This is a genomic window from Maribacter sp. PR66 (assembly GCF_028464205.1).
GTDB lineage: Bacteria > Bacteroidota > Bacteroidia > Flavobacteriales > Flavobacteriaceae > Maribacter > Maribacter flavus.
Genome location: NZ_JAQPCH010000001.1, coordinates 834,557 through 858,991, shown reverse-complemented (window position 1 = coordinate 858,991; position 24,435 = coordinate 834,557). Strand labels below are relative to the sequence as shown.

The window sequence follows — 24,435 nt, the reverse complement described above, 5'->3', positions numbered from 1 at the left end:
TCTTAATTTAATGATAAATTAACAGGCCTATTCCTCTTCCCAAGCCTTGGATCGATCCACGGCCTTTTTCCATTGGGCATATAATCGTCTTCTTTTTGCCCGATCAAATTGAGGTTTGAAGATTCTGTTCATGGGCCTACTCTCATCGATATCGGACTGGGACCAAAGTCCCACCTGAATGCCCGCAAGAAAGGCGGCACCCATAGCAGTGGACTCTATCACTTCGGGGCGATGTACCTCGGTATCCAAAATATCGGCCTGAAACTGCATCAGATAGTTGTTGGCGCAGGCACCACCATCCACCCGTAAGTTCTTCAACTGTAGATCTGAGTCGTCCTCCATGGCCTTTAAAATATCCTTTGTCTGATAGGCAAGTGACTCCAAGGTCGCTTTGGCCAAGTGGGCCTTGCCCGTATCCCTCGTAAGTCCGAAAATCGCACCACGGGCATACATGTCCCAATGAGGTGCTCCAAGGCCGGCAAAGGCCGGTACCACGTACACCGAACTTTCCCCTTCAACAGATTTGGCAAGTGCCTCGGTTTCCTTGGCATCGGATATCAATTCCAAACCGTCACGCAGCCATTGTATGGCAGCCCCTGCAATGAAAATACTCCCCTCCAACGCGTAGTTCACCTTACCGTCCAAACCATAGGCAATGGTGGTCAACAATCCATTTTTGGAAAATTGGGGTTCCTCGCCAGTGTTCATCAGCATAAAACAGCCAGTCCCATAGGTGTTTTTTGCGGTTCCCTTTTTAAAACATCCCTGTCCGAACAAGGCTGCCTGTTGGTCCCCGGCAATCCCCGCTATGGGGATTTTAACTCCGTCGATTTCAAAATCCCCAAAATGGAATGCCGAGGGTTTTACTTCAGGCAACATGCTTTTTGGAATATTCATGGCACTTAATAGCCGATCGTCCCATTGTAGATTTACAATATCATACAAGAGGGTTCTTGATGCGTTGGTATAGTCCGTGAAATGGTTTTTGGTCGTGGTCATATTCCAGACCAGCCAGGAGTCGATTGTGCCGAACAACAAATCACCATTTTCCGCTTTCTTTTTGGCACCTTCCACATTGTCCAAAATCCATTTGACCTTAGTGCCCGAAAAATAAGAATCTATGACCAAGCCCGTAGTTTTTCTTACATGTTCGGTAAGTCCTTCTTTTTTTAGATGTTCGCAAATACCCGCCGTTCTTTTGTCCTGCCAAACTATGGCGTTGTAAACGGGTTTGCCCGTATTTTTGTCCCATACCACGGCAGTTTCACGTTGGTTGGTTATACCGATGGCCTTCACATCGCCCAAATCGACCTTATTATTGGAAATCAGCTCCTTTAAAACGCCCAACTGGGTTTCCAGAATTTCAATGGCATCGTGCTCCACCCAGCCCGATTTAGGAAAAATCTGTTTGAACTCTTTCTGAACCATCCCCTGGATCCTCCCTTGCTCATCTACCAACAAAGCACGAGAACTCGTCGTTCCCTGATCTAACGATATTATATAAGCTCCCATAAAATCAATTGAATTTAATTATGGCCTCTTCGGCATGTTTGGAGAAAGATACTAGGATTTGGCCAGTTTTCAAAGGAAGGTAAAAAAGCGGTTTCTTTCACTAGACGGATTTCTCCCAGGAATATTCGCGTTCCACCTTACAAATTCGAACCGTGTAGTTTTGGTACCAGTCTTTTATTCCTTTGGATTGAGCAAGTACGTGTTCAGAATTTTTTCTCCAATTGGCAATGGCTTCCAGACTTTCCCAGTAGCTAACGGTTATGCCAATTTCCTCCCTAGCACTCTCTATGCCCAAATATCCGGGTTGGGTCTTGGCCAGGTCTTCCATGGTTTTTGCCATTTCAGAATAACCATGATCCCCTTCAGTGCGGATGGAAGTAAAGATAACGGCGTAATAGCTGGGTTTTTTCACATGTCTTAAATGGGATTAAAAGATTAATTTTAACCATTTACTGTTGTACAGGTATTTAACATACAACAACAAATCCCTCGATGAGGGTTTCATTTAGTGGATAAATTCCTTCTCCAAAAAATAATCGACAATAGCTTCCTTCATCAAAACGGCCTGTTCCCCGGCTTTTAAGGGAGGAAGACTCTCCTTGATCTTGTAATGGGGCCATCCGTCGTCATCAAAAAAATCAAATTCGTAATATCCATAGGGCTCCAATAACCTGCAGATGGCGATATGCATCAAATCTAGTTTATCATCCTTCTTATACTTTCTGTGATATTGCCCCAGCTCCTGTACACCTACAAGGTAAATGATGGCATCCAGTTCCAATGGGTCTCCATCAGAAAATCTATTGGACAATTTCTGTACCAATAGTTCCCATCGTTCCTTCAACAAAGTGTCCCTGGCCATATTATTTTTTATAAGATTCCTCTTGTAAATCAAAGTCATAAAGGTACTAATCTAAAGTTTTATATTTGTTCAAATTGCTGAAATGAATTTTTTGGACATTGTATTGGGTCTATTGCTTTTATGGGGTCTTTGGAAAGGTCTCAGCAATGGACTTTTATTAGAGATTGCCGCTATTCTGGCCCTTATTGCCGGTATTTATGGAGCTATCCATTTTTCGTATATCGCAGGTGATTATTTATCCCAAAGGATGGACTGGGATGAAAAGTTCATCAATATCGCATCCTTGATCATCACCTTTATCATCATCGTGCTGGTCGTGCATGTGCTAGGAAAAATTCTGACTAAAATTGTCGATATAGCCATGTTGGGCATCTTGAATAAACTGGCAGGAGCCCTTTTTGGTATACTAAAAGTAGCCGTAATCTTAGGAGCGCTTCTGGTTTTCATAGAGCGACTTAACGGCAATTTTGAATTGCCTAGCCAAGAAATGAAGACCAATTCCGTTCTGTACGTCCCTTTAATAGAGATTGGTACCTTCCTTTTTGATAATGTACTGCAAAGTAACATGACTGAATAACTCCCCTTTATCGACCAAAAACAACATACTCCCGACCAAATACATTTTCTCCCAAATTCTAGGCATTTGGTCGAAAAACAGATAGATTTTAACATGACCGAAATCTATTTTAATTAATATTACATTGTTGATTTCCCCAATCAACACGAGAACAGAACCCCTATCTTACTTTCCTACAAAGCTATCCTGAACGGCCTGCTTGCAAAGAGAACACTATATGAAAATGCGATCGCTATTAGCTATCCCAGTGTTGTTTGTTTTGCTTTTTTCGTGTACGGCGGAGCCATTACAGGACGACACCATCATTGAGGAAGCTGAAAACAACGTAATCCTGGAACAGGAGGTTCTGGCCGTTGTCAACGAACATAGGGCCTCGTTGGGCCTTAACCAACTCGAGTTCAGCGAAATCGCCTACAAGTATGCAAACAAGCATACGGACTATATGATCTCAAAAGGTAGTTTAAGCCATGACAATTTTAGCGCCAGGGCATCCAGTATTAATTCTGAAATAACTGTAAAGATGGTCGCCGAAAATGTGGCCAAGGAATATGATACGGCCATGGAAGCCTTTGAGGGATGGTATCAAAGTAGCAGCCATAAAAAAACTATGGAGGGCGAATTTAGCCATACGGCGGTCAGTGTTAAAAGGAATGCCCAAGGTGAATACTACTACACACAGCTTTTCTACCAGGAATAGCTGCCTTCCAAAATCCTATAAACACGATACGTTGACCGGTAAAGGCTATGTATGATCGGCAAAAAAAATATGTAATTGGTCGATAATCGTCGATTCTGCAAACTTTGTCGTATAATCGAATTTGTTGTTCAGCATACAGATAAAATAAGGTTTTAAGATTCCTTTGAGGATACCTTTGTCCCATTGAATACAAAACCCCCGGAATGAGAACAATTACAATAATATGCTATACATTGGGCCTAGTGGTATTTCAATCCTGTTCAAAGGACGCATATGTAGGAAAGGAAGAACAAAGTAATTTGAGCATATCCGTTGCCTCCAATATACAAACGGCACAGGAAAACGAGCTTTTTGATTTGGTGAACGAACACAGATTATCTTTAGGTCTGAACGAACTTCAATTTGAAAGTGTTACCTACTATTATGCCAAAGAGCATACAAAGTACATGATCGATAAAGGACAGACAAGCCATGCGCACTTTGGACAAAGGGCCAAGAGCATATCCGATAAAACTGGGGCAAGCGATGTTTCTGAAAATGTAGCCAAGGATTATGACACGGTTATGGAAGCTTTTGAGGCTTGGTTGGACAGCCCAAACCATAGAAAAAATTTGGAAGGGGATTACACCCATTCCGCTTTGAGTATCCTCCCTGACGAAGAAGGGGAGCTATACTTCACACAAATTTTTGTTAGATAAGGTTATTATTGATTTGATTTTTCCATGGAACCCTTGCTCGTGCAAGGGTTTTTTATGCCGAACCGGATTAACCCGTAACATGCATTAGGTAAGCGTCGTGAAGGTGAAAAGCTCAATAAAATAAAGTGGTTTGAAAATTTTAGCATGGCACCGCTATGGTAAAATTGAAAACACAGCGCAGTGTTTTATTTTGAAGCGATTTTTAGCTGTAACAGCTTTTCTAATGCATATTCCGGGATTAAGTACGCCACTTTTTTTACCTTTAGAAAAACAATGATCATGGGTATAAAACCTCCTTTTAACCTTAATCAATGGATCGAGGAAAATAGACAAAACTTAAAACCCCCGGTGGGCAATAAAAATCTTTACAAGGATGCAGGTGATTACATTGTCATGGTAGTGGCGGGCCCAAATGCCAGAAAGGATTACCACTACAATGAAACCGAGGAGCTTTTTTATCAGTTAGAAGGACATATTGAAGTCCATATACAGGAGGATGGTCAGAAAAAGACCATGAAACTAGGTCCTGGCGACATGTATCTACATCCGGCCAAGATTCCACATTCGCCTGTTAGGCATGAGAATTCCATTGGACTCGTTATAGAACGAAAACGGGCGCATATGAACGTTGATGACGGTTTATTGTGGTTTTGTGATAATTGCAACCATAAACTCTATGAAGCCTATTTTACCTTGCATGACATAGAGAAAGACTTTTTGGCCCACTTTAAGCATTTCTATAGTTCCGAAGCGTTAAGAACTTGTGATAAGTGCGGTACCGTAATGCCCGTGGATGAACGATTTATGGCCAAGGAAGAGTAATGGTATTGGTTGCCCAAATAGTCACCTTTCTAGTGGCGCTTTTGCACTGTTACTTTCTTTGGCTGGAAATGTTCGCTTGGACGACCAAGGCCAGAAAGGTCTTCAGGAATTTTCCTTCGGATTTGTTCGAACCCACAAAAAGTATGGCGGCAAATCAGGGTTTGTACAATGGCTTCCTGGCCGCTGGCCTATTTTGGTCCTTGATCATAACCTCTCCAATTTGGTCCGTCAATGTCGCTCTCTTCTTTTTGGCCTGTGTGCTAATCGCCGGGCTATATGGGGCCCTCACCGTTTCCAAAAAAATATTTTATGTTCAGGGACTTCCGGCCTTGTTGGGAATTATCGTATGGTGCCTGGTGAAGTTTGATTTGTAAAGAGCAAACTATTCTTTGTACTTTTGCTTAAATATAACAATAGAGGTTAAAAAAGTTATAAATGTCAGAAATAGCGAAACAATTTGGTATAGACGATGCCCTATCTGCTTTAGGTATCAAAGAGATTAACGACGGCACATCCACGGGTTTGGAAAATTTTGCTTCGGGAAGTGAAATAGCATCTTATTCACCTGTTGACGGGTCATTGATAGCCAAGGTTACCTCAACATCCAAAGAGGACTATGAAAAGGTCATGGAAAAGGCAACGGAGGCGTTTAAATTTTGGAGAAAAATGCCCGCACCGCAGCGTGGGGAAATTGTACGTCAATTTGGCAACAAACTTCGGGAATTGAAGGAGCCCTTAGGAAAACTGGTTTCCTATGAAATGGGTAAGAGCTACCAAGAAGGTTTGGGCGAAGTTCAAGAGATGATAGACATCTGTGATTTTGCGGTAGGCCTCTCCAGACAGCTACACGGTCTTACAATGCATTCGGAGAGACCCGGTCATAGAATGTACGAACAGTATCACGCCCTTGGGGTAGTGGGTATAATTTCAGCCTTCAATTTTCCTGTAGCGGTTTGGTCTTGGAACACGGCACTGGCGTGGGTCTGTGGTGATGTGTGCGTATGGAAACCATCGGAAAAAACACCTTTATGCGGGATTGCCTGTCAGAATATAGCTGCTTCGGTCTTTAAGGAAAATAAGCTCCCTGAAGGTATTTCTTGCCTCATCAATGGGGATTATAAAGTGGGAGAGTATATGACCCATGATCAAAGAATACCTTTGGTATCTGCAACCGGTTCTATCCGAATGGGGAAAATAGTGGCCCAAGCAGTGGCCGCCAGATTGGGTAAATCCCTCTTGGAATTGGGTGGAAACAATGCTATTATCGTAACACCCGATGCCGATATCAAGATGACGGTAATAGGGGCTGTTTTTGGGGCCGTAGGTACCGCTGGTCAGCGCTGTACCTCCACACGAAGATTGATCATCCATGAATCCATATATGATACCGTAAAAGATGCCTTGGTCTCTGCGTACAAACAATTGCGCATAGGCAACCCCTTGGATGAAAACAACCATGTAGGTCCGCTTATCGATACGGATGCCGTGGCCCTTTATTCCAAAGCTTTGGACAAGGTGGTGCAAGAAGGTGGCAAGGTCATTGTGGAAGGTGGCGTTCTTGAAGGCAAGGGATATGAAAGTGGTTGTTATGTAAGGCCGGCCATCGCCGAAGCCAAAAACGATTTTGAAATCGTGCAACATGAAACGTTCGCGCCCGTACTGTATTTGCTGAAATATAACGGGGATGTTGAAAACGCGATAGCACTACAGAATGGTGTCGTCCAAGGCCTTTCGTCGGCCATAATGACCAATAATTTACGGGAAGCGGAGAAATTCCTGTCCGTTGCAGGTAGCGATTGCGGTATCGCCAACGTAAATATTGGAACCTCCGGTGCCGAAATTGGCGGCGCCTTTGGTGGGGAAAAAGAAACCGGGGGCGGCAGGGAAAGCGGTTCCGATGCCTGGAAAATCTACATGAGAAGACAGACCAATACTATTAATTATACCACGGAACTACCACTTGCCCAAGGCATAAAATTTGATTTGTAGTTCATTCCACTACAATAACAGCGGCCTACGATTTGAACAAATTTAGGCCGCTTTTTGGTTAGGGCCATTTGATGACCAACTGCCTTGAAGTATGGTCTGCATTCCCAACACCACGAACATACACAGGAATTTAAGAACTTCAATCATTCCCTTTTTTAACCTTTTCATGTGTTTAAAATAAAGTTAATAGCTTGATAATTAAATACTTTATGTAGTATGGGTATTTAACTTATCATTATCAATCCCTCGATGAGGGTTTCATTTTTTTGTTTTATAGTTTCTCATAGGTCAATATAATTCGCCCTACCGATGACTATCAGGACATCTTAGTCAGTATCAGGACTTGTTATGGCTCATTTCATACTATTCTATTTATTCATCTTAAAATAATGGATTTAGCCCTGGACAGGAAGGAGCATTGTATCATTGGAATTATATCGTGTATGATTCGAAAGTCAGACCATAATTCAGATAAAAAAAGCCCCAAAACTATTAAAAGAATGGGGCCTTTTACTTAAACCAACTAACTCAAATATTGAAACTGACTATTACAATGCCAAAACCTTGTTGGGAGTAATAGCGACCATATTATTTGTACTTGTAAGTTCTTGAAAAAAGATTTTTGGTGAAAACCGATTTATACCAATGTATACCCCAAGTGTACAAATGGGAAAAATACCTGTGTAAATGGAAATCCGCTTATTGTTGATTACTAGGCATTAAGGATTAAAAAACCCATAAAAATTAAGATTTTTTTAATACATTGGTACCAAACACTAAACTATCATGAACTATGAGTAAAACGACAACCAACCTATTGTTGATGTTGATTACCATTATTGCCGGCACCTATTTCTATATTAATTATTGTAGTGAATGTGGGACCACAGCAGTAGAGGAACCGCCTATTGAAACGGCTATTCCAAAAGAAGTGGCATCAACATCCTATCCTTTTGCCTTTAGCGACGGCAATTTTTCCTATGAAATCAACGACAATTACAATTTCAATGTTTCCTCACCAAGTATTTTGATGCCGTTGGCCAATGGGATTGGAACGGGAATTGGCCAGTTGCAGAATTATTTTTCTGAGAATACCGGTAAGGTCATCAATGTGATTGGCTATTATTCGAGTGAAGAGGAGAACAACACGGCATATCCTAATTTAGGCCTGGCCAGGGCGAATACAGTTAAAAACCATTTGGTGGACCAAGGTATTCCATCAGTACATATCAATACCCAAAGTGAATTGAGGGGTGAAATGGTTCCCAAAGACGGCATTTTTTATGGGCCTGTCGCCTATACTATAGACATGAAATCTGAGACGGCTGATGAAGAACTTTCGGCTTTATTCGATAAAATCAATGCCGATCCCTTGATCCTGTATTTCAATACAGCCGAAGCCTCCATCAGCCTGGATGCGGAACAGCGTCAAAAAGTAGCCGATATTTCCAGGTATATCGATAAAGTACCCGAAGCCACCGTAAGCATTACCGGACACACCGATAATACCGGATTGGCCGCGACCAACATGAAACTTGGACTGGACCGGGCTAATTTTGCCAAAGTCTATTTGATTGATAATGGCATATCGGCAGAAAAAATAAGGACCTCCTCCAAAGGACAAACGGAACCCATTACCGATAATTCCACCGAAGAAGGAAAGGCCAAAAACCGAAGAACGGTAGTAACCCTAAACAAATAAACTAACTAACTATTAATACTTTAAAAAAATGAATTTTGATACTATGAATATCTGGTGCTGGCTCATACCTTTGTTGGTAGGCGCAATCTGTGGAGTATTGGGATACCTAATTGGTAAATCCGGAAATACAACTATAGATAATTCCGCGGAGATAAAAATCCTTGAGGATAAAAATGCAATATTAAGAGCCGAACTCGAAGCTTGTAATAAAAAAGCTGCATCGGCCACCAATTTAGGGGCCTCTGCCTCCTCCTTCGCTGCAGGTGCCGCGGTAGCTTCCATACCTTTTGATGCCGATGCTGCCAGGGCGATTTTTAGGAAACCTATCAAACAGGACGACCTCAAAGTGGTGGAAGGAATAGGGCCCAAAATTGAGGGCATGTTCAAGGATGCGGGCATTAAAACATGGAAGGCCCTCTCCGAATCTTCCGTGGCCGATTGTCAAAAAGTGTTGGACGGTGGCGGAAAACGCTATCAGGTACATGACCCGGCTTCTTGGCCCATGCAAGCTAAGATGTGCTATGAAGGTAAGTGGAAGGAGCTTTTCAAGTGGCAGGAAGAGCACAAACATGGTAAATTGTAATAACCAAACCAACCTAGATAAAAACCCCAACCGAATCGGTTGGGGTTTTTTAATTCGCACCGCCAAAGGGCTTAATACTCAGAGGCTTTCCTCGAAATTTAAATGTCGTTTCCTACGAATGACTCGTGGGCTTGCCCCTAGGTAGTTTACTTTTTATTATCCATTATAAAGCTCCATTTGCCTCTACCCACTTAAAGTGGTATTGGTCCTGAGGAAATTTCATGCGTTCCGCAATACGCTCCAAACGGGCAGGTAGGCTTATAAGATAGTCCCTTGCCTTTTCGGCCTCTTCATTTAGGGAACGAACCGATTCTAATTCCCAAAATGCGTTTAATTTTCTGAGGATATCCACGTAATCCTGGGCCGTATAAACACCCAAACGCTGGGCACAATTGGAAAAATTCTCGAACGCCGTACCAATAGTTCCGCCAGATTCCCTCAAAAAATGGGCAGGCATTACTATTTTTTTCTTCATCATATCAGCAAAAGCCAACATCATTCCAGAGGGGTCCTCGCCAAAAATCGCCTTCACAAATTCCCTGTAGGCCAAATGGTGCCGCATCTCATCCCCTGCAATAATGGTACACATCTTTCCCAATAAGGCGTTTCCCTGCTTTTTAGCCATTTGCCCTACTCGCTTGTGGGAAATATTGGTGGCCAATTCCTGAAAGGATGTATACACAAAGTTCTTATACGGATCCCTATCCGTCCCAATGTCAAAGCCATCGGTCAATAGATGCTGCGTGGTGATTTCTATTTCCCGCATATTTACCCTTCCGGATAAATACAAGTATTTATTCAATACATCGCCATGTCTATTTTCCTCTCCCGTCCATGCGCGCACCCATTTGGCCCAGCCATTGGTCTTAAAATCCCCATGTTGGTCAATGCCCACTACGTCCATCAACCAAGATTCATAGGTAGGCAGCGCTTCCTCCGTAATCGTATCTGCCACCATGGTTACCCAAAAGTCATATCCCAATTCCTTCGATTCCTCCCTAATCTCCTTGACTTTCTCCAAAAATCCTTCTTCTTCGGAATCAGGCAAAAAATCACTGGGTTGCCATATCTTTTCAATAGGAACTAGAAAAGTGTCCATAAAACCAGCGACTTTAGGCTCCAATGCCTGCATTACTTCCAATCGTATATTTTTCTCCGCCATGTTTTATTTTTTATCAAATTTCGTCAATAATATAATGATTTACCGTTAAAATCAAATTCATTTTCCGTTTCGACCCTTTTCGCCCGGATAATAGGTATGGACAGGATCGCTCTGCCAAAATTCCTTTGTATGGATATCCAGCGCTGTCAACGGTCCTTTGAAGGCGGCGCCTGTATCTATATTCCAAACATTTGCTCCATTCTGAGGTGTGGTCTTGCCCATTCTGGTCACAGGCGTATGACCGATATAAATTTCCTCATAATGAACGAGCCTTTGCGGGTAACGCTCGTGATTTTTGTCCAAATCAGGATTCAGGGAAAGGGCTAATTCCCATAGGGTCCGGTCCCAATAAAAAGATTTGGTAAAGTATTCATGGTCGATACCCTTTAAGTGGGTAAAGCCTGCATGAAGAAAAAGTTTGTTGTCCTCGTTTAAATGATAGTTCTTCAAACTTTCGTAGAACGAAATATGTGTTTTTTTGGTCCGGTCATCCGCTTTGGCATAAGACTCCGCAGTAGCCCTACCCCCGTGCATGAACCAGGTTGGGTTATCCCTTCCCTCCGTAAGCCATTCATAACAGAGTTCGTCATGATTTCCTCGGAGAAAAATGCAGTTATGTGTTTTTCTTAATTCCAATAAAAAATCAACGGTAGCGACGGCATCGCTCCACGCATCTATATAATCGCCCAAAAAAATCAAGGTGTCTTCCCGAGTGACCTTTGCCCTGACCAATAAATCCTTTAACGCCCTTAATCCAGAATGGATATCCCCAATAACGAGGGTTCTTTGTAATGTCATTTTGCAAAAATCGCAAATACTGCAATCAACACAAGGATAAAGAGCACTAAAAAGAAAATTTTCCAAAAGGAATACGGCCTGCTTCCACTCACCGTGCCGGTTTGCCCATTGATATAAAAATTGTACTCGGTACCTGAATAACGATATGAACTGATGTAAATAGGTAATAATACATGTTTGAAAGTTTCTTTCGAAAGCTTGATATCCGCATGGGCAATGCGTTGTGTATCCCCTCCAATATCCCTTCTAATCCAATTATAGGCGATGTTTTTGGCTTCTTGAAAGGATTGATGGTGTCCTTCCTTGAGGGATACCGAATATTTTTCGGTTACAAATCCCGATAAATACTTGGTATTGAAAACGACCAGGTCCTTCAAGTTCCAAAAGGCTACTTTTTGGGGAATATCCTTTCTTTTCCGTTGGGATGCATTGATCAGAATATCGTCCACAAAACCATTCACCGTGCCCGAGGCATAGGTCCAGCGGGTCTTTCGTACCTGACGCGTCCGCTTTCCCTTATCGCTATTATAGGTTTGGGTCTCATAATAATAATCGCCCCGTTGCCCTTGGTAAGAGGCATACAGGTTGGCATCAAAGGTCCAGTAAGGAACATACAATCCATGTAAACCCTCCGGATCCAACGCTGCCTTTTTGAGTTTATTGGGCGCAAACCAAAGACTACCCACCCATGTCCTAAAGATACTTCGGGCCTTTTTTGCGTCCAGTTGAAAGGGAACCAAGGCTCCTGGAGTAATCCACCCCTCCACTTCAACATCCTCCCGGATCAAGGGTTCCCCGCAATAGACACAGTCAAGCGATTTATAATTTTCTTCCACATGCTGATTGGCCCCACAATTTTTGCAATGAAGCAGTTCAATGGTCTCTGTATAGGCATTTTCCCCAACAACTTTTAGGTAATGGGCCAATTCCAGTTCCTCAAAACTACTTTTGGATTGTTCTATGAACTCCTCGTAACCACAATATTCACAGGTCAGCTGGTGGGAACCTGGCTTAAATTTAAGTTCCGCACCACAGTTGGCGCATGCCTTTTTGAGTTCTGACCGTTGAATATCTTCCATAGCAATAGTGTCACTTATTTAACCAAGTGAAACCGTACGAATTTAATTGGGACTTTAAGCCGATGGTAGAGGCGGTGGTGTATTTCCTCCTAAAAAGGATTTGAGCTCTTCTATCTCCTTTAACGAAGCCCAATTGTCCATACCCTGTTTCCAAACAAGGGTGTCCCTATTGATGGTCCTGCCGGCAAAGAGTTCCTTTAATCTATCAAAGGTAACCGGCCCTGCCTGTTGCCCGTTCAATGCATAGAAATAATTAGTTTGGGCAGGGATCGGTGGTGGTCCGGAAGGTGCCTGTTGTACCTGACCTCCCATAGGTTGCCCCATGTTCTGACCCATCATGTTACCCATTTGTTGAGCCAAAACAAAGCCCATTCCCATACCCATTCCGGCACCGGCCGTTCCGCCTTCGTTCTTCGCTGCCGCTTCCATGGCCTTAGCGGCCTTGAACTGTGAGAGTTTGGCCATATCCAATTTATCCAATCGGCTGTATTCAAAGATTTCCTTTTTAAGCTCTTCCGGCATGGAAACATTCTCAATATAGAACCTTTCCAATTCAATTCCCACCCTATTGAATTCAGGCTGCATGACCTCTTGGCAAGTTTCGGATAGTTCGCTGGTATTAGCGGCATAGAGTTCTATGGGAAGATTGGCCTCGCCAACGGTATCCGTAAACCGCGTAACGATAAGGCTCTTTAGGTGTTCGTTCACCTCATAATTGGTGAAATTGCCATCGGTTCCTACAACATCCACCACGAACTTTCCGGGGTCGTTAATTCGGAAACTGTACGTTCCAAAAGCCCTGATTTCAACCAAACCAAAACGATCGTCACTGAGCATGAAAGGGTTTTTGGTGCCCCATTTTTCATCGGTGAACAATCGGGTATTTACAAAATATACCTCGGCCTTGAAAGGGCTATCAAAACCATATTTCCATCCTTTTAGGGTGGTCAAAATGGGAAGGTTTTTAGTATTCAGCGTATATGTGCCCGGGGTAAAGACGTCTGCCAACTGACCCTCGTTGACAAATACAGCGGTCTGGCCTTCCCTAACGATCAACTGGGCATTGTTCTTTATTTCATTCTGATAGCGTTCAAATCTATGGACAATGGTGTCGTTACCGGAATCCAGCCATTCCACAATATCTATGAACTCATGGCTCAGTTTCTTCTTTATCTCATCGAATAGTCCCATTTTCTTAGGTTTTTAATTGCCGTAAAAAGGTAGGGATTAAATGGAATCCCCGCAAAAAATAGTATCCTTCTAACCAGTGATTCCCCAGAAAAAATTGGTTTTATTTGGTGAACAAACCTTCCATATTCAATTATTCACAATAAAATATACTTGAAGCTATTTTTTCTGATTACCTTAGAAATCCAAATTTCCAAACCACGATGACGTTTTGTAATAGTAGCAGACCTGAATACTTGAAGAGTGAACTATGAAAAGGCCCTTGGTTAAAAAGGAATTTAATGCTTTGTGCAATGAACGTCCATCAATACAATGAATAAATGAAGAAAGTATTTTGCATCGGTGAACTACTCATAGATTTTGTGGCCGAAAACCAAGGCAAAAACTTATCGGTAGCTAAGGAATTTACAAAAAAGGCGGGCGGTGCCCCGGCCAATGTGGCCTGTGCCATTAGCAAATTGGAAGGCAAAAGTGTGTTCGTAGGCTGTGTGGGGGATGATCCCTTTGGGGATTTTTTGTTGAACATTCTCGAAGAGAACAAAGTGGATACCTCCATGGCCCAGAAATCCGAAGTCTTTACCACCTTGGCCTTTGTATCCATCGATGAGGATGGTGAACGCGATTTTGTTTTTAGCCGAGGTGCGGACAAGGAGTTGAAATACGACTCTTCCCTAAAAAAGGATTTCAAGAACAACATGGTCCATTTTGGGGCGGCTACGGCCATGCTGGGCGGAAATTTGGAAGAAGCCTATAGCCGCTATTTTTTTGATGCCCTTACCAAAGACTCCTTCATAAGTTTTGACCCCAATTACCGGGAAGATCTTTGGAAGAACAAAGAGGAGGCCTTTATAAAAAAATGCATGCCCTTTATACAAAAATCACATCTTGGCAAATTCAGTCTGGAAGAGGCACGGTTACTTACGGGGAAAAGGGAAATGGACGAAGCCTGCGCCTTTCTCCATGACACCGGAGTGGCCATCATAGTAGTGACCTTGGGCAAAGAAGGCACTTTGTTGAGCACCAAACACTTTCGAAAAACGATCCCAAGCATTGAGGTGACCCCTGTGGACACGACCGGAGCAGGGGATGCCTTTATAGGTTGTATGTTGAAACAGATTTCGGAACACGATAGTTTGGAGACCTTACTGGAAAGTGAGGAAGAACTTACCCAAATAGTGTCAAAGGCCAACAAGGCCGGTGCCATTACAACGACCAATTTTGGCGCGATCGAATCCCTACCAACCCAAAAACAATTAGATTTTTAGCATGAACCAGGCTGCCTTGCACCAATTATTGGCCTCCAAAAAGGTACTTGGAGAGGCCAAGAAAACACCCACCGAATTATTCCATCAAAGGTTCCATACCAATCTCACATATATTAAGGACTTATTTTTTTCGCTTTATCCAGCGTCTGATACCTCATATTTCTCGAAAAAGCTTCCCGAAAAATTGGAGCTGCTCTTTAAAGAACGCCCTGAAGCATTGAAAAAACAGGACTTGGAGCGATTGCAGGAGGGAAATTGGTACCAAAGCGAGAAACTCGTGGGCATGCAATTGTATGTGGATCGTTTTAGCAAGGACTTAAAGGGCTTACAGGACAGGTTGCCCTATTTCCAGGATTTGGGGGTGAACTTTCTCCATTTAATGCCCATTACAACGAGGCCCAATGGAGAGAACGATGGAGGCTATGCCGTAAATAGCTATCATGAAATAGACCCAAGATATGGCACCCGGGAAGACTTTATGGAACTTTCCCAAAAAGCCCGAGAAAAGAATATCTTCTTGATGTTGGACTTTGTGGTCAACCATACTTCGGATGAATTTGAATGGGCCAAGAAAGCCAAAAAGGGGCATAAAAAATACCAGGATTATTATTACACTTTTGACGACAGGTCTATTCCCGATGAATACGAAAAAAACTTACCGGAAATCTTTCCGGAATCGGCTCCCGGTAACTTTACCTATATCCCGGAGATGGAAAAATGGGTAATGACCGTTTTCAATAAGTATCAATGGGACCTCAACTATAGAAACCCGGAAGTTTTTTTGGAAATGCTGGGGAATCTCATGGCCCTTGCGAACATGGGAGTGGATGTCATACGATTTGATGCCCTGGCCTTTTTATGGAAAAAACTGGGTACCATTTCCCAGAACCTGCCCGAAGCACACACCCTGATCTCACTCTTTAGAATGTGCCTACAGGTAATCGCTCCCGGAGTCATTCTTTTGGCAGAAGCCATTGTTGCACCGCGCAATATCCTAAAATACTTCGGTGAGAACCAGTTTGAAGGAAACGAGTGTGAAATAGCTTACAATGCTTCCTTAATGGCACTTTTATGGAACTCCATCGCAACCAAGAAAAGTTCCTTGATGATCCGTAGCCTAAATGGAGTACCCAATAAGCCCATTGATTGTACTTGGATCAATTACATCCGTTGCCATGATGATATTGGATTGGGCTATGACGACGATTTTGTACGTGAAATGGGTTGGGAACCGTTTCCCCACAAACAGTTTATCCTCAATTACTATTGTGGCAGGTTGGAGTGGTCGCCCGCAAAAGGCCTTATGTTCATGTATAACCCAAAAAATGGGGACGGGCGTATCACGGGAAGTGCCGCATCACTCTTGGGTCTGGAATCCGCCCTTGAACAAAAAAACGAAATAAGCGTCTCCTATGCCGTGGATAAAATTATAATGATGCATGGCATCATTTTGTCGTTTGGCGGCATTCCGCTGATTTATGCCGGAGACGAAATCGCGACCTTGAACGACTATTCGTTCCTGGAGGATGAAGATTTCAAAAACGATAGCCGATGGGTCAATAGACCTAAACAGGATTGGGAGGTCGTCAAAAAACTTGATACGTCCAATGGACCTGCCAGTATTGTTTACAAAACATTACGAAAAATGATCGCTATACGTAAGGACCAAGAAGTCTTTGCGGACCATAATAATACCGTCATCCATGACACCCCCAATCCTCACATTTTTGTTTTTGAACGAAAAGATGCAGGAAAATCGATTTGGGTGATTTCAAACTTTGACGAAGTTTCACAGTCCCTAGATGTTTCTTGGCTGCTTTCAAATGGTATTCTTACCGGGGAGGCATCTGTAGACCTGCTTACAGGTAATCCAATGACCCTGAACGGGAACAAGGACTTTTATTTAAAGCCCTTTGGCCATTATTGGATAACGAACGTTTAATTAATTGTATTTCACCTTTCTCAGGATTCTCAAAGCCTCCTTTAAGGAAGTGTACGTTTTTGGGTACTTGTTTTTTACCAAGTTCTTGGCCAGGTCCATTTGATCACGGGCTTCCTCAAAACCGTTCAAATAACAAATTAGGAAAGTATCGGCCAAATAATTAAGGTCTTCGTTTTCCATAGAATTCAGGGGCGTGTCGTTCTTTATCTTTGAAATAAGGGACTTGCTGCTGTTATAGACATGGAACAAGGTTTTTTTATCATATTGAGGCGGTTCGAACAATAATTTCGACTCGATTTTATAGGTGCCGTTATCATTAAAACGAATCACCACCTTTTCCAAGGGATAATATTTTTGTTTGGAACCCAATCCTAAATGCACATACTCCATGGTGGAGAATGAATTGTCGTCATAATCGATGGTTACTTCATCCAAATCTGAATAAAACAACTTTACCTGCTCGTTAATCAATTCGATATCCACCCTGTAATAATAGGTTTGGCCTTTTACCACTTTTGTATTTCCTGCCCAACATACCACAAATTGTTCCTTAAAAACTTTATAGTCACTTTCCAGGTCCTTGTGCCGATTGTTCAAAAAATCGATGACCCCGTCCAAGGTGAGTTCTATGTTGTTTCTGGCATGTTGTTCTATGGTTGCAACGGTTTTGGAATTTATGTCCTTTAGTTCTACGCCATAGGCTTTGGGCAAACTTATGCTGCCCTCCCTAAAAAACACGGAACCCCCGTAATACTTCCATATATTCTTGCGCAGGGCACATACCTTCCCTATGGACCTGATGGTCACCAGACCAACAACCTTTCCCTCCTTTAAATGGGGAAAGGGAATGTTCTCATAGGAAATAATGGGCGGGTTTTCTAGGTAGGCGTTTACTAAGTTTTGAATCTTGCTATCATCGAAAAAATCCACCCCCACAATGGTGTTGTCCTCATCCTCGACACCCACAACAATGAAAGAATTATTTTTTGGATTGCTGTTTGCCAAGGCGCAAACATGCTTCAGGAATTTGGCCTTTCCCTCCTTTTCCCCAATGGCAATAAAACGCTTTTTGTCGTAAAAACTATTTTCATCGTTGTGGGCGAGCAAGTTTTTTACAAGTAGGCGTTTATTGATCATACCTGCTTATTGACTATGGTGGAAGATGCCTGGGCGGTAGGCATTACCACGAGATCTGCAATATTTACGTGATAAGGTCTTGTTACCACAAAGTGAATAATATCGGCGATGTCTTCAGGAGTTAAAGGCTGGAAACCTTTGTAGACATTGTGCGCACGTTCTTCGTCGCCCTTGAACCTAACATTGCTGAATTCGGTTTCTACTAGTCCGGGATTTACGGCTCCTACTCGAATACCGTATTGGTTCAAGTCGATGCGCATTCCCTGATTGATGGCATCTACCGCATGCTTGCTGGCACAATAGACATTTCCTTTGGGATACACTTCCTTACCGGCCGTAGAACCTATATTGATAATATGACCTTCTTTTCTCTCGATCATTTGCGGTAAAATGGCCTTGGAAACATAAAGGAGGCCCTTCACGTTGATATCCATCATGGCATCCCAATCGTCCAAAGAGCCTTCCTCAATGGGGTCCAGGCCATGGGCGTTCCCCGCGTTGTTGATTAGAATATCAATTTTTGAAAAAGCATCGGGCAGGGACGCTACCGCATTTTTCACGGATTCCTTATCCCTTACATCAAAACAGAGTGTGTGCACTTTCACCTTCATCGAAAGTTCTTCCTGAAGGCCTTTTAGCCGATTATCGCGCCTTCCACAAAGGATCAGATTTATACCGTTATTCGCAAAATGCATTGCCGTTGCCTTTCCAATGCCACTGGTCGCCCCAGTAATAAATGCTGTTTTTCCCATTATATTTAATTTTATGCTACTTCACTGCCATTGCTCGCTTCCAATAAAAGAAACCAATCCTCCAATTCCATTTGGATTTCCAAGGCCTTGATCGCCAGGGCAAGTCGGACTTCGTTGGCCGTTCCTACCACGGGGCGGATGCCGGCCGGATGTCGTAATACCCAGGCAAGCAACAATTGGTCTTCAGTGGCATTATATTTTGGCACCAATTGGTCGATTATCTTTTGGATGCGATTGGTACGGTCAGATGATTTTCTGAAATACGTGCCCAACGGACTCCATGCCATGACCATACGGCCTTTAATGATACAATCATCAAGGGTGCCGTTATCCATAACATCGTTGCTGGTAAGGGAGCATTCCACTTGATTCCCTTCAACCTTCACTTTGGTTTCCAATAATTTTATTTGTGATGGGCTAAAATTGGAAACCCCAAATTGCTTGATTTTTCCCTCCTGTTTTAGTTTGGATATAGCAAGTGAAATCTCCTCCGGATCCATAAGGGGACTCGGTCTATGCAATAATAGCAGGTCCAGATACTCCGTGTTCAGTTTCTGTAAGGATTGCTCCACGGACCAAATGATATATTCACTGTCGTAATCATAGTGCTTTACCTTATTGCTCCTGGATTCAACCTTGAACTGGATTCCGCATTTACTGATAAATTGAACGTTTTCCCTTTGTATGCCGCTTTTTGAAAAGGCCGCGCCAAAATCCGCCTCGGTGGTATAATCTCCATAGATATCCGCATGGTCAAATGTGGTTATACCAAGATCCATGCAATGGTTCATCAAGCGTACCATTTCATCGGTTGTAAGTCTTTTCCCCCATTTGCCCCAGGTCATGGTACCGGCAATAATTTTGGAATATTCCGTAGTGCTGTTCATTAAGAAGTTAAATTAAAAAGAAATACCATAAATACTTCACAAAAATAGGGCCTTCTACCATTTTTTAACCAATCGTTAACAGCTACTCAACCAATTAATTTTCAATTTGCACAACTGTTAAATTTTTAGCTAAATTTCGCGAAATAGTATCTGATACATGGAAGAAAATACAACTGTAGACATAAGTGCGGTCAATGAGAAAATAGCACAGGAAAGCGCATTTATTGATTTACTTGTTCTTGAAATGAACAAAGTCATCGTTGGTCAGAAACACATGGTTGAGCGCCTGCTGATTGGCCTGTTGGGGCAGGGGCATATCCTTTTGGAAGGTGTTCCCGGTCTGGCAAAGACTTTGGCGATCAACACCTTGGCCAAGGCAGTAAAGGGAAGTTTCAGTAGGATCCAGTTTACCCCAGATCTACTTCCCGCAGACGTTGTGGGTACACTCATCTACAATATAAAAGAGAACGATTTCTCCATAAAAAAAGGTCCCATTTTTGCCAATTTTGTCTTGGCCGATGAAATCAACAGGGCTCCCGCAAAGGTACAATCCGCCCTATTGGAGGCCATGCAGGAAAAACAGGTGACCATAGGTGACGAAACCTTTATTCTGGACAAACCTTTTCTAGTTATGGCCACGCAAAACCCGGTTGAACAGGAAGGAACCTATCCCTTGCCCGAAGCACAGGTTGACCGTTTTATGCTGAAAACAGTTATCGACTACCCCAAAATGAACGAGGAACAGTTGATTATGCGCCAGAATCTTTTAGGTGGATTTGAAAGCGTAAAACCCGTGGTTTCCTTAAATCAGATCTTGAGTGCCCAAAAGGCCGTTAGGGAAGTATACATGGACGAAAAAATTGAAAAATACATTCTCGACATTATTTTCGCTACCCGTTACCCTGAAAAATATAACCTTGAAAAATTGAAGCCCCTTATCAGTTTTGGTGCCTCGCCCAGGGGAAGTATCAACTTAGGCGTAGCGGCAAAATGTTATGCCTTTATTAAACGCAGGGGCTATGTTGTTCCGGAAGATGTTAGGGCCGTAGTCCACGATGTTCTAAGGCATAGAATAGGCATTACCTATGAGGCAGAGGCCGAAAACATTACTTCTGAGGAAATCATCAACAAAATCGTAAACGAGATAGAAGTACCTTAAAAGTGGGCGGTTGGCAGATGCGGTTGGCAGTACACAATATTGTGTTCCCTACTGAATACTGCTTGCTGAAAACTGTTTACTAGACCAAATGGATACCAAGGAATTACTCAAAAAAGTACGTAAGATTGAAATCAAGACACGCCGTCTGTCCGACCATATTTTTGGTGGGGAATACCATTCTACGTTCAAGGGAAGGGGTATGACTTTTAGCGAGGTACGGCAGTATCAATTTGGGGACGATGTTAGAAGTATCGATTGGAACGTGACCGCGCGGTATAATGAGCCTTTTGTAAAGGTATTTGAGGAAGAACGGGAACTTACCATGATGCTCATGGTGGATGTGAGCGGTTCGGAATTTTTTGGCACCAAAAATCAGTTCAAAAACGAAATAGTTACGGAAATATCGGCCACATTGGCCTTTAGTGCCTTACAGAATAACGATAAAGTGGGGGTACTTTTATTTTCGGACCAAGTGGAACTTTTCATCCCACCAAAAAAGGGGAAGACCCATGTATTGCGAATCATACGGGAGCTATTAGAATTTACCCCTAAAAGCAACAGAACGGATATCGGCGAAGCCCTAAAATACCTTACCAATGTAATGAAGAAAAAGGCGATCGTTTTTGTATTGTCGGATTTTATTGCGGACGACTATGAGAAGACCTTAAAAATTACGGGCAACAAACATGACGTGACGGGAATACGGGTATATGACGAACGCGAGGAAGAAATTCCAAACCTAGGATTGGTCCAAATGATGGATGCGGAGACCGGTGCATTGCAATTGATCAATACCCAATCCAAGAAAGTGCGCAATTCCTATGCGGAATACTACAGGGATCGGGTCAATTATTTCAAGGAAACCTTTACAAAATCGGGTTGCGGGGTTTTGGATTGCAGGGTAGACGAAAGCTATGTAAAAAAGCTATTGGGCTATTTTAAAAGAAGAGGATAAAAAATGCGGATTATTTCAACCACACATTTTCCAGTAATGCGAATGGCAAGGTTCCTGGCGTTTGTGTGCCTTATTTTGTCCCTTTCAACCGTAAAGGCCCAAGAAAATCGGAATATCAGGACATCCGTAGACACTACGTATATTAAAATTGGGGAACAGGTCCAATGGAAGGTTACTGTGGAAGTGGATACTACAGACCAGGTCATCTTTCCGGAAGGTCAGACCTTTTCCCCGCTGGAAACAGTAGAGGCGTTCGCAACGGATACCACACGAAAAAACGACAGGCTTACCCTCCAAAAAATATATGCACTTACACAATTCGATTCCGGTTCCTATAAACTGCCCACCCAACGCATTGAAATCAATGGCATAGGCTATTTTACGGATAGCACAATGATCCATGTAGAAACGGTTCCGGTGGATACCATTGCCCAGAAGATGTACGACATTAAACCCCTCATCAATGTAGAGAAAAGTTATATGGGATGGTGGAAGTACGTGGTTATTGGGCTATTGGTACTATTGGTACTATTGGTACTTGGCGGACTTTTTTATTGGTTCGTACTACGGAAAAAGCCTTTGACCCAAGAAGAAAAAGAAGCCTTGTTACCTCCCTACGACAGGGCGCTTTTGGAGTTGAAGCGACTTGAAAATTCCAAATACTTAATCCAGGATGAGTTCAAGGAATACTATTCGGAATTAACGACGATCGTTCGTGCCTATTTGGAAGAAGAGGCACATGTAGCCGCTCTGGAAAGTACTACGGGCCAGTTAATAGAACGCTTGGAACTCTTGAGCGATTCCGGGGAATTGCAGTTGGACAAGGATACCATCCAACAGTTTAGGAACATACTTCAGACGGCGGATCTGGTAAAGTTCGCCAGGACCAAACCTTCCACCTCCGTAGCGGAGCAGGACCGAAAATTGGTGGAGCAGATCGTGGTCAAAACCCACGAAGCCCTGCCTGAACCAACGGAAGAAGAATTGATGCAACAAGCGGAATATTTGGAGGAACTGGGCCGAAGAAAACAGAAAAGAAAGCTCATTATTGGACTTTCTACCTTGGCAGGAGTCATCGTTCTGGGAGTGTTGATTGCTGGGTTCAAATTCGGGTTTACCTATTTAAAGGATACGGTCCTTGGCCACCCCACCAAGGAATTATTGGAAGGGGAATGGATTTCCAGCTCCTATGGTTTTCCCCCTATTATTTTGGAAACCCCAAAAGTCTTGGTGCGGCAAGAAGTGAAACTGCCTCCGGAGGCAAAGGCCAACATTCAGGATATTCAGGCATTTTCATACCATAGCCCCATCGGACTTTTTACCGTGGGGACGACTTCCGTGACCATGAACCCAGAAATGGAAGCTCCCTTTGAGCAGACCATTGAACAGATCATTCAGGGTTTTGAAAGTCAAGGTACCAAGAACATTATTACAAAGCAGGAGGAGTTCACTACCATTAGCGGTGTAAAAGGTATCAAAGTATTTGGTAGCGGCGATTTTCCCGTCCCAAATTCCAAAGAATTGGTAAAGGGCGAGTACACCGTACTACTCTTTGGGGGCAAGGGATTCCAACAGAACGTAATCCTTACCTGGTTGGAAGATGACACCTACGCACAGGATATTGTGGATAGGATTCTTTCCACTGTAGAAGTAAAAACAGATGTTTAAATGTTAGATAATATATCATTTGCAAATCCGGAATTCTTTTGGCTTTTTTTAGCACTGCCATTGGCGTTGGTATGGTATATATTCAAACGTAAGGAAGAAACCGCAGCCCTCAAAATAGCCACGATCAAGAGTTTTCAGTACAAAAGTATTCTCCCAAAGTTAAAACCGGGGCTTTTTGTCCTAAGGCTTTTGGCCCTAAGTGCGATTATTATTGCCATGGCCAGGCCTCAAACGGAAGATATATCCACACGTACCAAAACTACAAGGGGTATCGACATTGTTATGGCCATAGACGTCTCTTCCAGTATGTTGGCACGGGACCTTAAACCAAATCGCCTATCCGCCCTTAAGGAAGTCGCTGCGGATTTTATCAAAAAAAGGCCCAATGACCGTATTGGTTTGGTGGCCTATGCGGGTGAAGGGTATACGAAAACACCCATTACCACGGACAAAAACATCGTGCTCAATGCACTGAACGAAATAACCTATGGGCAACTGGAGGATGGCACGGCCATTGGAATGGGTCTGGCCACATCCGTAAACAGGTTGAAGGAAAGCAAGGCAAAAAGTAAGATCATTATTCTACTGACCGACGGGGTGAACAATTCCGGGTTTATCGAACCTCAGACCGCGGCAGATCTTGCCATAGAGTTCGATATTAAAACCTACACTATTGGTCTGGGAACCAATGGGAATGCCCTATCCCCCATAGCATATAATGCCGATGGTTCCTTTAGGTATGGGATGCGACAAGTAGAAATCGATGAGGAGCTTTTGAAAAACATTGCCGAGGTTACGGGCGGAAAATATTTTAGGGCAACGGACAATGAGACCTTGGAAGAAATCTATGAGGAGATTAATAAACTGGAAAAAACGGATATTGAAGAATTCAAATATTACCGATACGAGGAGAAATTTAGACCTTTGGTATTGCTTGCAGGTGCCCTGTTACTTTTGGAATGGGTTTTGAGAAATACGGTATTTAGAAGCTTTATTTAAAA

26 protein-coding genes are annotated in these 24,435 nt (G+C 42.9%); 15 read left to right on the top strand and 11 right to left on the bottom strand.

Going from position 1 to position 24,435, the window contains the following annotated elements; translation table 11 throughout:
* Positions 1–27: 27 nt before the first annotated feature.
* The 3 genes from glpK to PP181_RS03715 all read right to left on the bottom strand — a co-directional run bounded on the left by glpK (position 28) and on the right by PP181_RS03715 (position 2,374).
* Positions 28–1,512, bottom strand: coding sequence for a glycerol kinase GlpK (gene glpK, locus PP181_RS03725; protein ID WP_154917886.1), 1,485 nt, complete (start codon positions 1,510–1,512; stop codon positions 28–30).
* A gap of 100 nt (positions 1,513–1,612) precedes the next feature.
* Positions 1,613–1,924 (bottom strand): antibiotic biosynthesis monooxygenase family protein, encoded by a 312-nt coding sequence (locus PP181_RS03720; protein WP_154917885.1) that lies wholly within the window; start codon positions 1,922–1,924, stop codon positions 1,613–1,615.
* Between the two features lie 93 nt (positions 1,925–2,017).
* On the bottom strand, positions 2,018–2,374 hold the full coding sequence (locus PP181_RS03715; protein ID WP_138256824.1) for a hypothetical protein: 357 nt from the start codon (positions 2,372–2,374) through the stop codon (positions 2,018–2,020).
* An 82-nt stretch (positions 2,375–2,456) separates the two neighbouring features.
* On the opposite strand from PP181_RS03715, the gene PP181_RS03710 reads away from it, so the two are divergent.
* From PP181_RS03710 to amaB, 7 genes are all read left to right on the top strand, one after another.
* Positions 2,457–2,951: a CvpA family protein gene (locus PP181_RS03710; protein WP_138256823.1), complete on the top strand. Its 495-nt coding sequence runs from the start codon at positions 2,457–2,459 to the stop codon at positions 2,949–2,951.
* A 223-nt stretch (positions 2,952–3,174) separates the two neighbouring features.
* Positions 3,175–3,648, top strand: coding sequence for a CAP domain-containing protein (locus PP181_RS03705; protein ID WP_272636019.1), 474 nt, complete (start codon positions 3,175–3,177; stop codon positions 3,646–3,648).
* Between the two features lie 203 nt (positions 3,649–3,851).
* Positions 3,852–4,346 carry a CAP domain-containing protein gene (locus tag PP181_RS03700; RefSeq protein WP_154917883.1) on the top strand — a complete coding sequence of 165 codons (495 nt, stop codon included), beginning with the start codon at positions 3,852–3,854 and terminating at the stop codon, positions 4,344–4,346.
* A 130-nt stretch (positions 4,347–4,476) separates the two neighbouring features.
* A complete protein-coding gene (locus PP181_RS03695; RefSeq protein WP_161598217.1) occupies positions 4,477–4,623 on the top strand; it encodes a hypothetical protein in 147 nt (48 codons plus the stop codon).
* A gap of 2 nt (positions 4,624–4,625) precedes the next feature.
* Positions 4,626–5,168, top strand: coding sequence for a 3-hydroxyanthranilate 3,4-dioxygenase (locus PP181_RS03690; RefSeq protein ID WP_154917882.1), 543 nt, complete (start codon positions 4,626–4,628; stop codon positions 5,166–5,168).
* The gene (locus PP181_RS03685; RefSeq protein ID WP_154917881.1) at positions 5,168–5,542 is read left to right on the top strand and encodes a DUF1304 domain-containing protein; all 375 of its coding nucleotides are present in this window, start codon (positions 5,168–5,170) and stop codon (positions 5,540–5,542) included. Before PP181_RS03690 ends, PP181_RS03685 begins: the two co-directional genes overlap by 1 nt.
* A gap of 61 nt (positions 5,543–5,603) precedes the next feature.
* Positions 5,604–7,157, top strand: coding sequence for an L-piperidine-6-carboxylate dehydrogenase (gene amaB / locus PP181_RS03680; protein WP_272636018.1), 1,554 nt, complete (start codon positions 5,604–5,606; stop codon positions 7,155–7,157).
* 42 nt (positions 7,158–7,199) lie between these two features.
* Here amaB and PP181_RS03675 read toward each other — a convergent pair whose 3' ends face one another.
* Positions 7,200–7,325, bottom strand: coding sequence for a hypothetical protein (locus tag PP181_RS03675; protein WP_272636017.1), 126 nt, complete (start codon positions 7,323–7,325; stop codon positions 7,200–7,202).
* Positions 7,326–7,950: 625 nt separating this feature from the next.
* Here PP181_RS03675 and PP181_RS03670 point away from each other — a divergent pair.
* Together PP181_RS03670 and PP181_RS03665 are read left to right on the top strand one after the other, a co-directional pair.
* Positions 7,951–8,859 (top strand): OmpA family protein, encoded by a 909-nt coding sequence (locus PP181_RS03670; protein WP_272636015.1) that lies wholly within the window; start codon positions 7,951–7,953, stop codon positions 8,857–8,859.
* Between the two features lie 28 nt (positions 8,860–8,887).
* Entirely contained in the window at positions 8,888–9,442 is a 555-nt protein-coding gene (locus tag PP181_RS03665) for a hypothetical protein (protein WP_272636014.1), read from the top strand.
* A 163-nt stretch (positions 9,443–9,605) separates the two neighbouring features.
* Here PP181_RS03665 and PP181_RS03660 read toward each other — a convergent pair whose 3' ends face one another.
* From PP181_RS03660 to PP181_RS03645, 4 genes are read right to left on the bottom strand one after another with little or no spacing between them, the layout of a single operon-like run.
* Positions 9,606–10,604, bottom strand: a complete 999-nt coding sequence (locus tag PP181_RS03660) for an acyl-ACP desaturase (RefSeq protein WP_138256815.1) — start codon at positions 10,602–10,604, stop codon at positions 9,606–9,608.
* A 57-nt stretch (positions 10,605–10,661) separates the two neighbouring features.
* On the bottom strand, positions 10,662–11,402 hold the full coding sequence (locus tag PP181_RS03655) for a metallophosphoesterase (protein WP_272636012.1): 741 nt from the start codon (positions 11,400–11,402) through the stop codon (positions 10,662–10,664).
* A complete protein-coding gene (locus PP181_RS03650; RefSeq protein ID WP_154917876.1) occupies positions 11,399–12,481 on the bottom strand; it encodes a DNA helicase PriA in 1,083 nt (360 codons plus the stop codon). The genes PP181_RS03655 and PP181_RS03650 overlap by 4 nt, the downstream gene beginning before the upstream one ends.
* A gap of 54 nt (positions 12,482–12,535) precedes the next feature.
* Positions 12,536–13,672, bottom strand: coding sequence for an SPFH domain-containing protein (locus tag PP181_RS03645; RefSeq protein ID WP_154917875.1), 1,137 nt, complete (start codon positions 13,670–13,672; stop codon positions 12,536–12,538).
* A gap of 317 nt (positions 13,673–13,989) precedes the next feature.
* Here PP181_RS03645 and PP181_RS03640 point away from each other — a divergent pair, with 317 nt between their 5' ends.
* Positions 13,990–14,934: a carbohydrate kinase family protein gene (locus tag PP181_RS03640; protein ID WP_272636011.1), complete on the top strand. Its 945-nt coding sequence runs from the start codon at positions 13,990–13,992 to the stop codon at positions 14,932–14,934.
* A 1-nt stretch (position 14,935) separates the two neighbouring features.
* On the top strand, positions 14,936–16,876 hold the full coding sequence (locus tag PP181_RS03635; RefSeq protein ID WP_272636010.1) for an alpha-amylase family protein: 1,941 nt from the start codon (positions 14,936–14,938) through the stop codon (positions 16,874–16,876).
* Here the strand turns inward: PP181_RS03635 and PP181_RS03630 are convergent, their stop codons facing one another.
* From PP181_RS03630 to PP181_RS03620, 3 genes are read right to left on the bottom strand one after another with little or no spacing between them, the layout of a single operon-like run.
* Entirely contained in the window at positions 16,877–18,013 is a 1,137-nt protein-coding gene (locus PP181_RS03630) for an ATP-binding protein (RefSeq protein ID WP_154917872.1), read from the bottom strand.
* A complete protein-coding gene (locus tag PP181_RS03625; RefSeq protein ID WP_272636009.1) occupies positions 18,010–18,765 on the bottom strand; it encodes an SDR family NAD(P)-dependent oxidoreductase in 756 nt (251 codons plus the stop codon). The genes PP181_RS03630 and PP181_RS03625 overlap by 4 nt, the downstream gene beginning before the upstream one ends.
* Before the next feature lie 11 nt (positions 18,766–18,776).
* Positions 18,777–19,652, bottom strand: a complete 876-nt coding sequence (locus PP181_RS03620; protein WP_272636008.1) for an aldo/keto reductase — start codon at positions 19,650–19,652, stop codon at positions 18,777–18,779.
* Positions 19,653–19,809: 157 nt separating this feature from the next.
* Here PP181_RS03620 and PP181_RS03615 point away from each other — a divergent pair, with 157 nt between their 5' ends.
* The 4 genes from PP181_RS03615 to PP181_RS03600 all read left to right on the top strand — a co-directional run bounded on the left by PP181_RS03615 (position 19,810) and on the right by PP181_RS03600 (position 24,433).
* Positions 19,810–20,811 carry an AAA family ATPase gene (locus tag PP181_RS03615; RefSeq protein ID WP_138256806.1) on the top strand — a complete coding sequence of 334 codons (1,002 nt, stop codon included), beginning with the start codon at positions 19,810–19,812 and terminating at the stop codon, positions 20,809–20,811.
* An 88-nt stretch (positions 20,812–20,899) separates the two neighbouring features.
* Entirely contained in the window at positions 20,900–21,766 is an 867-nt protein-coding gene (locus tag PP181_RS03610; protein ID WP_272636007.1) for a DUF58 domain-containing protein, read from the top strand.
* Positions 21,767–21,769: 3 nt separating this feature from the next.
* Entirely contained in the window at positions 21,770–23,434 is a 1,665-nt protein-coding gene (locus PP181_RS03605; RefSeq protein ID WP_272636006.1) for a hypothetical protein, read from the top strand.
* Entirely contained in the window at positions 23,435–24,433 is a 999-nt protein-coding gene (locus tag PP181_RS03600; RefSeq protein WP_154917869.1) for a vWA domain-containing protein, read from the top strand.
* The last annotated feature ends 2 nt before the right edge of the window (positions 24,434–24,435 follow it).

Bases quoted from the DNA above. Each gene is read 5' to 3' on its own strand.
- glpK (WP_154917886.1), bottom strand. From the start codon at position 1,512: ATGGGAGCTTATATAATATCGTTAGATCAGGGAACGACGAGTTCTCGT.
- PP181_RS03715 (WP_138256824.1), bottom strand. From the start codon at position 2,374: ATGGCCAGGGACACTTTGTTGAAGGAACGATGGGAACTATTGGTACAG.
- PP181_RS03710 (WP_138256823.1), top strand. From the start codon at position 2,457: ATGAATTTTTTGGACATTGTATTGGGTCTATTGCTTTTATGGGGTCTT.
- PP181_RS03705 (WP_272636019.1), top strand. From the start codon at position 3,175: ATGCGATCGCTATTAGCTATCCCAGTGTTGTTTGTTTTGCTTTTTTCG.
- PP181_RS03700 (WP_154917883.1), top strand. From the start codon at position 3,852: ATGAGAACAATTACAATAATATGCTATACATTGGGCCTAGTGGTATTT.
- PP181_RS03690 (WP_154917882.1), top strand. From the start codon at position 4,626: ATGGGTATAAAACCTCCTTTTAACCTTAATCAATGGATCGAGGAAAAT.
- PP181_RS03685 (WP_154917881.1), top strand. From the start codon at position 5,168: ATGGTATTGGTTGCCCAAATAGTCACCTTTCTAGTGGCGCTTTTGCAC.
- amaB (WP_272636018.1), top strand. From the start codon at position 5,604: ATGTCAGAAATAGCGAAACAATTTGGTATAGACGATGCCCTATCTGCT.
- PP181_RS03675 (WP_272636017.1), bottom strand. From the start codon at position 7,325: ATGAAAAGGTTAAAAAAGGGAATGATTGAAGTTCTTAAATTCCTGTGT.
- PP181_RS03670 (WP_272636015.1), top strand. From the start codon at position 7,951: ATGAGTAAAACGACAACCAACCTATTGTTGATGTTGATTACCATTATT.
- PP181_RS03665 (WP_272636014.1), top strand. From the start codon at position 8,888: ATGAATTTTGATACTATGAATATCTGGTGCTGGCTCATACCTTTGTTG.
- PP181_RS03660 (WP_138256815.1), bottom strand. From the start codon at position 10,604: ATGGCGGAGAAAAATATACGATTGGAAGTAATGCAGGCATTGGAGCCT.
- PP181_RS03655 (WP_272636012.1), bottom strand. From the start codon at position 11,402: ATGACATTACAAAGAACCCTCGTTATTGGGGATATCCATTCTGGATTA.
- PP181_RS03650 (WP_154917876.1), bottom strand. From the start codon at position 12,481: ATGGAAGATATTCAACGGTCAGAACTCAAAAAGGCATGCGCCAACTGT.
- PP181_RS03645 (WP_154917875.1), bottom strand. From the start codon at position 13,672: ATGGGACTATTCGATGAGATAAAGAAGAAACTGAGCCATGAGTTCATA.
- PP181_RS03640 (WP_272636011.1), top strand. From the start codon at position 13,990: ATGAAGAAAGTATTTTGCATCGGTGAACTACTCATAGATTTTGTGGCC.
- PP181_RS03635 (WP_272636010.1), top strand. From the start codon at position 14,936: ATGAACCAGGCTGCCTTGCACCAATTATTGGCCTCCAAAAAGGTACTT.
- PP181_RS03630 (WP_154917872.1), bottom strand. From the start codon at position 18,013: ATGATCAATAAACGCCTACTTGTAAAAAACTTGCTCGCCCACAACGAT.
- PP181_RS03625 (WP_272636009.1), bottom strand. From the start codon at position 18,765: ATGGGAAAAACAGCATTTATTACTGGGGCGACCAGTGGCATTGGAAAG.
- PP181_RS03620 (WP_272636008.1), bottom strand. From the start codon at position 19,652: ATGAACAGCACTACGGAATATTCCAAAATTATTGCCGGTACCATGACC.
- PP181_RS03615 (WP_138256806.1), top strand. From the start codon at position 19,810: ATGGAAGAAAATACAACTGTAGACATAAGTGCGGTCAATGAGAAAATA.
- PP181_RS03610 (WP_272636007.1), top strand. From the start codon at position 20,900: ATGGATACCAAGGAATTACTCAAAAAAGTACGTAAGATTGAAATCAAG.
- PP181_RS03605 (WP_272636006.1), top strand. From the start codon at position 21,770: ATGCGGATTATTTCAACCACACATTTTCCAGTAATGCGAATGGCAAGG.
- PP181_RS03600 (WP_154917869.1), top strand. From the start codon at position 23,435: ATGTTAGATAATATATCATTTGCAAATCCGGAATTCTTTTGGCTTTTT.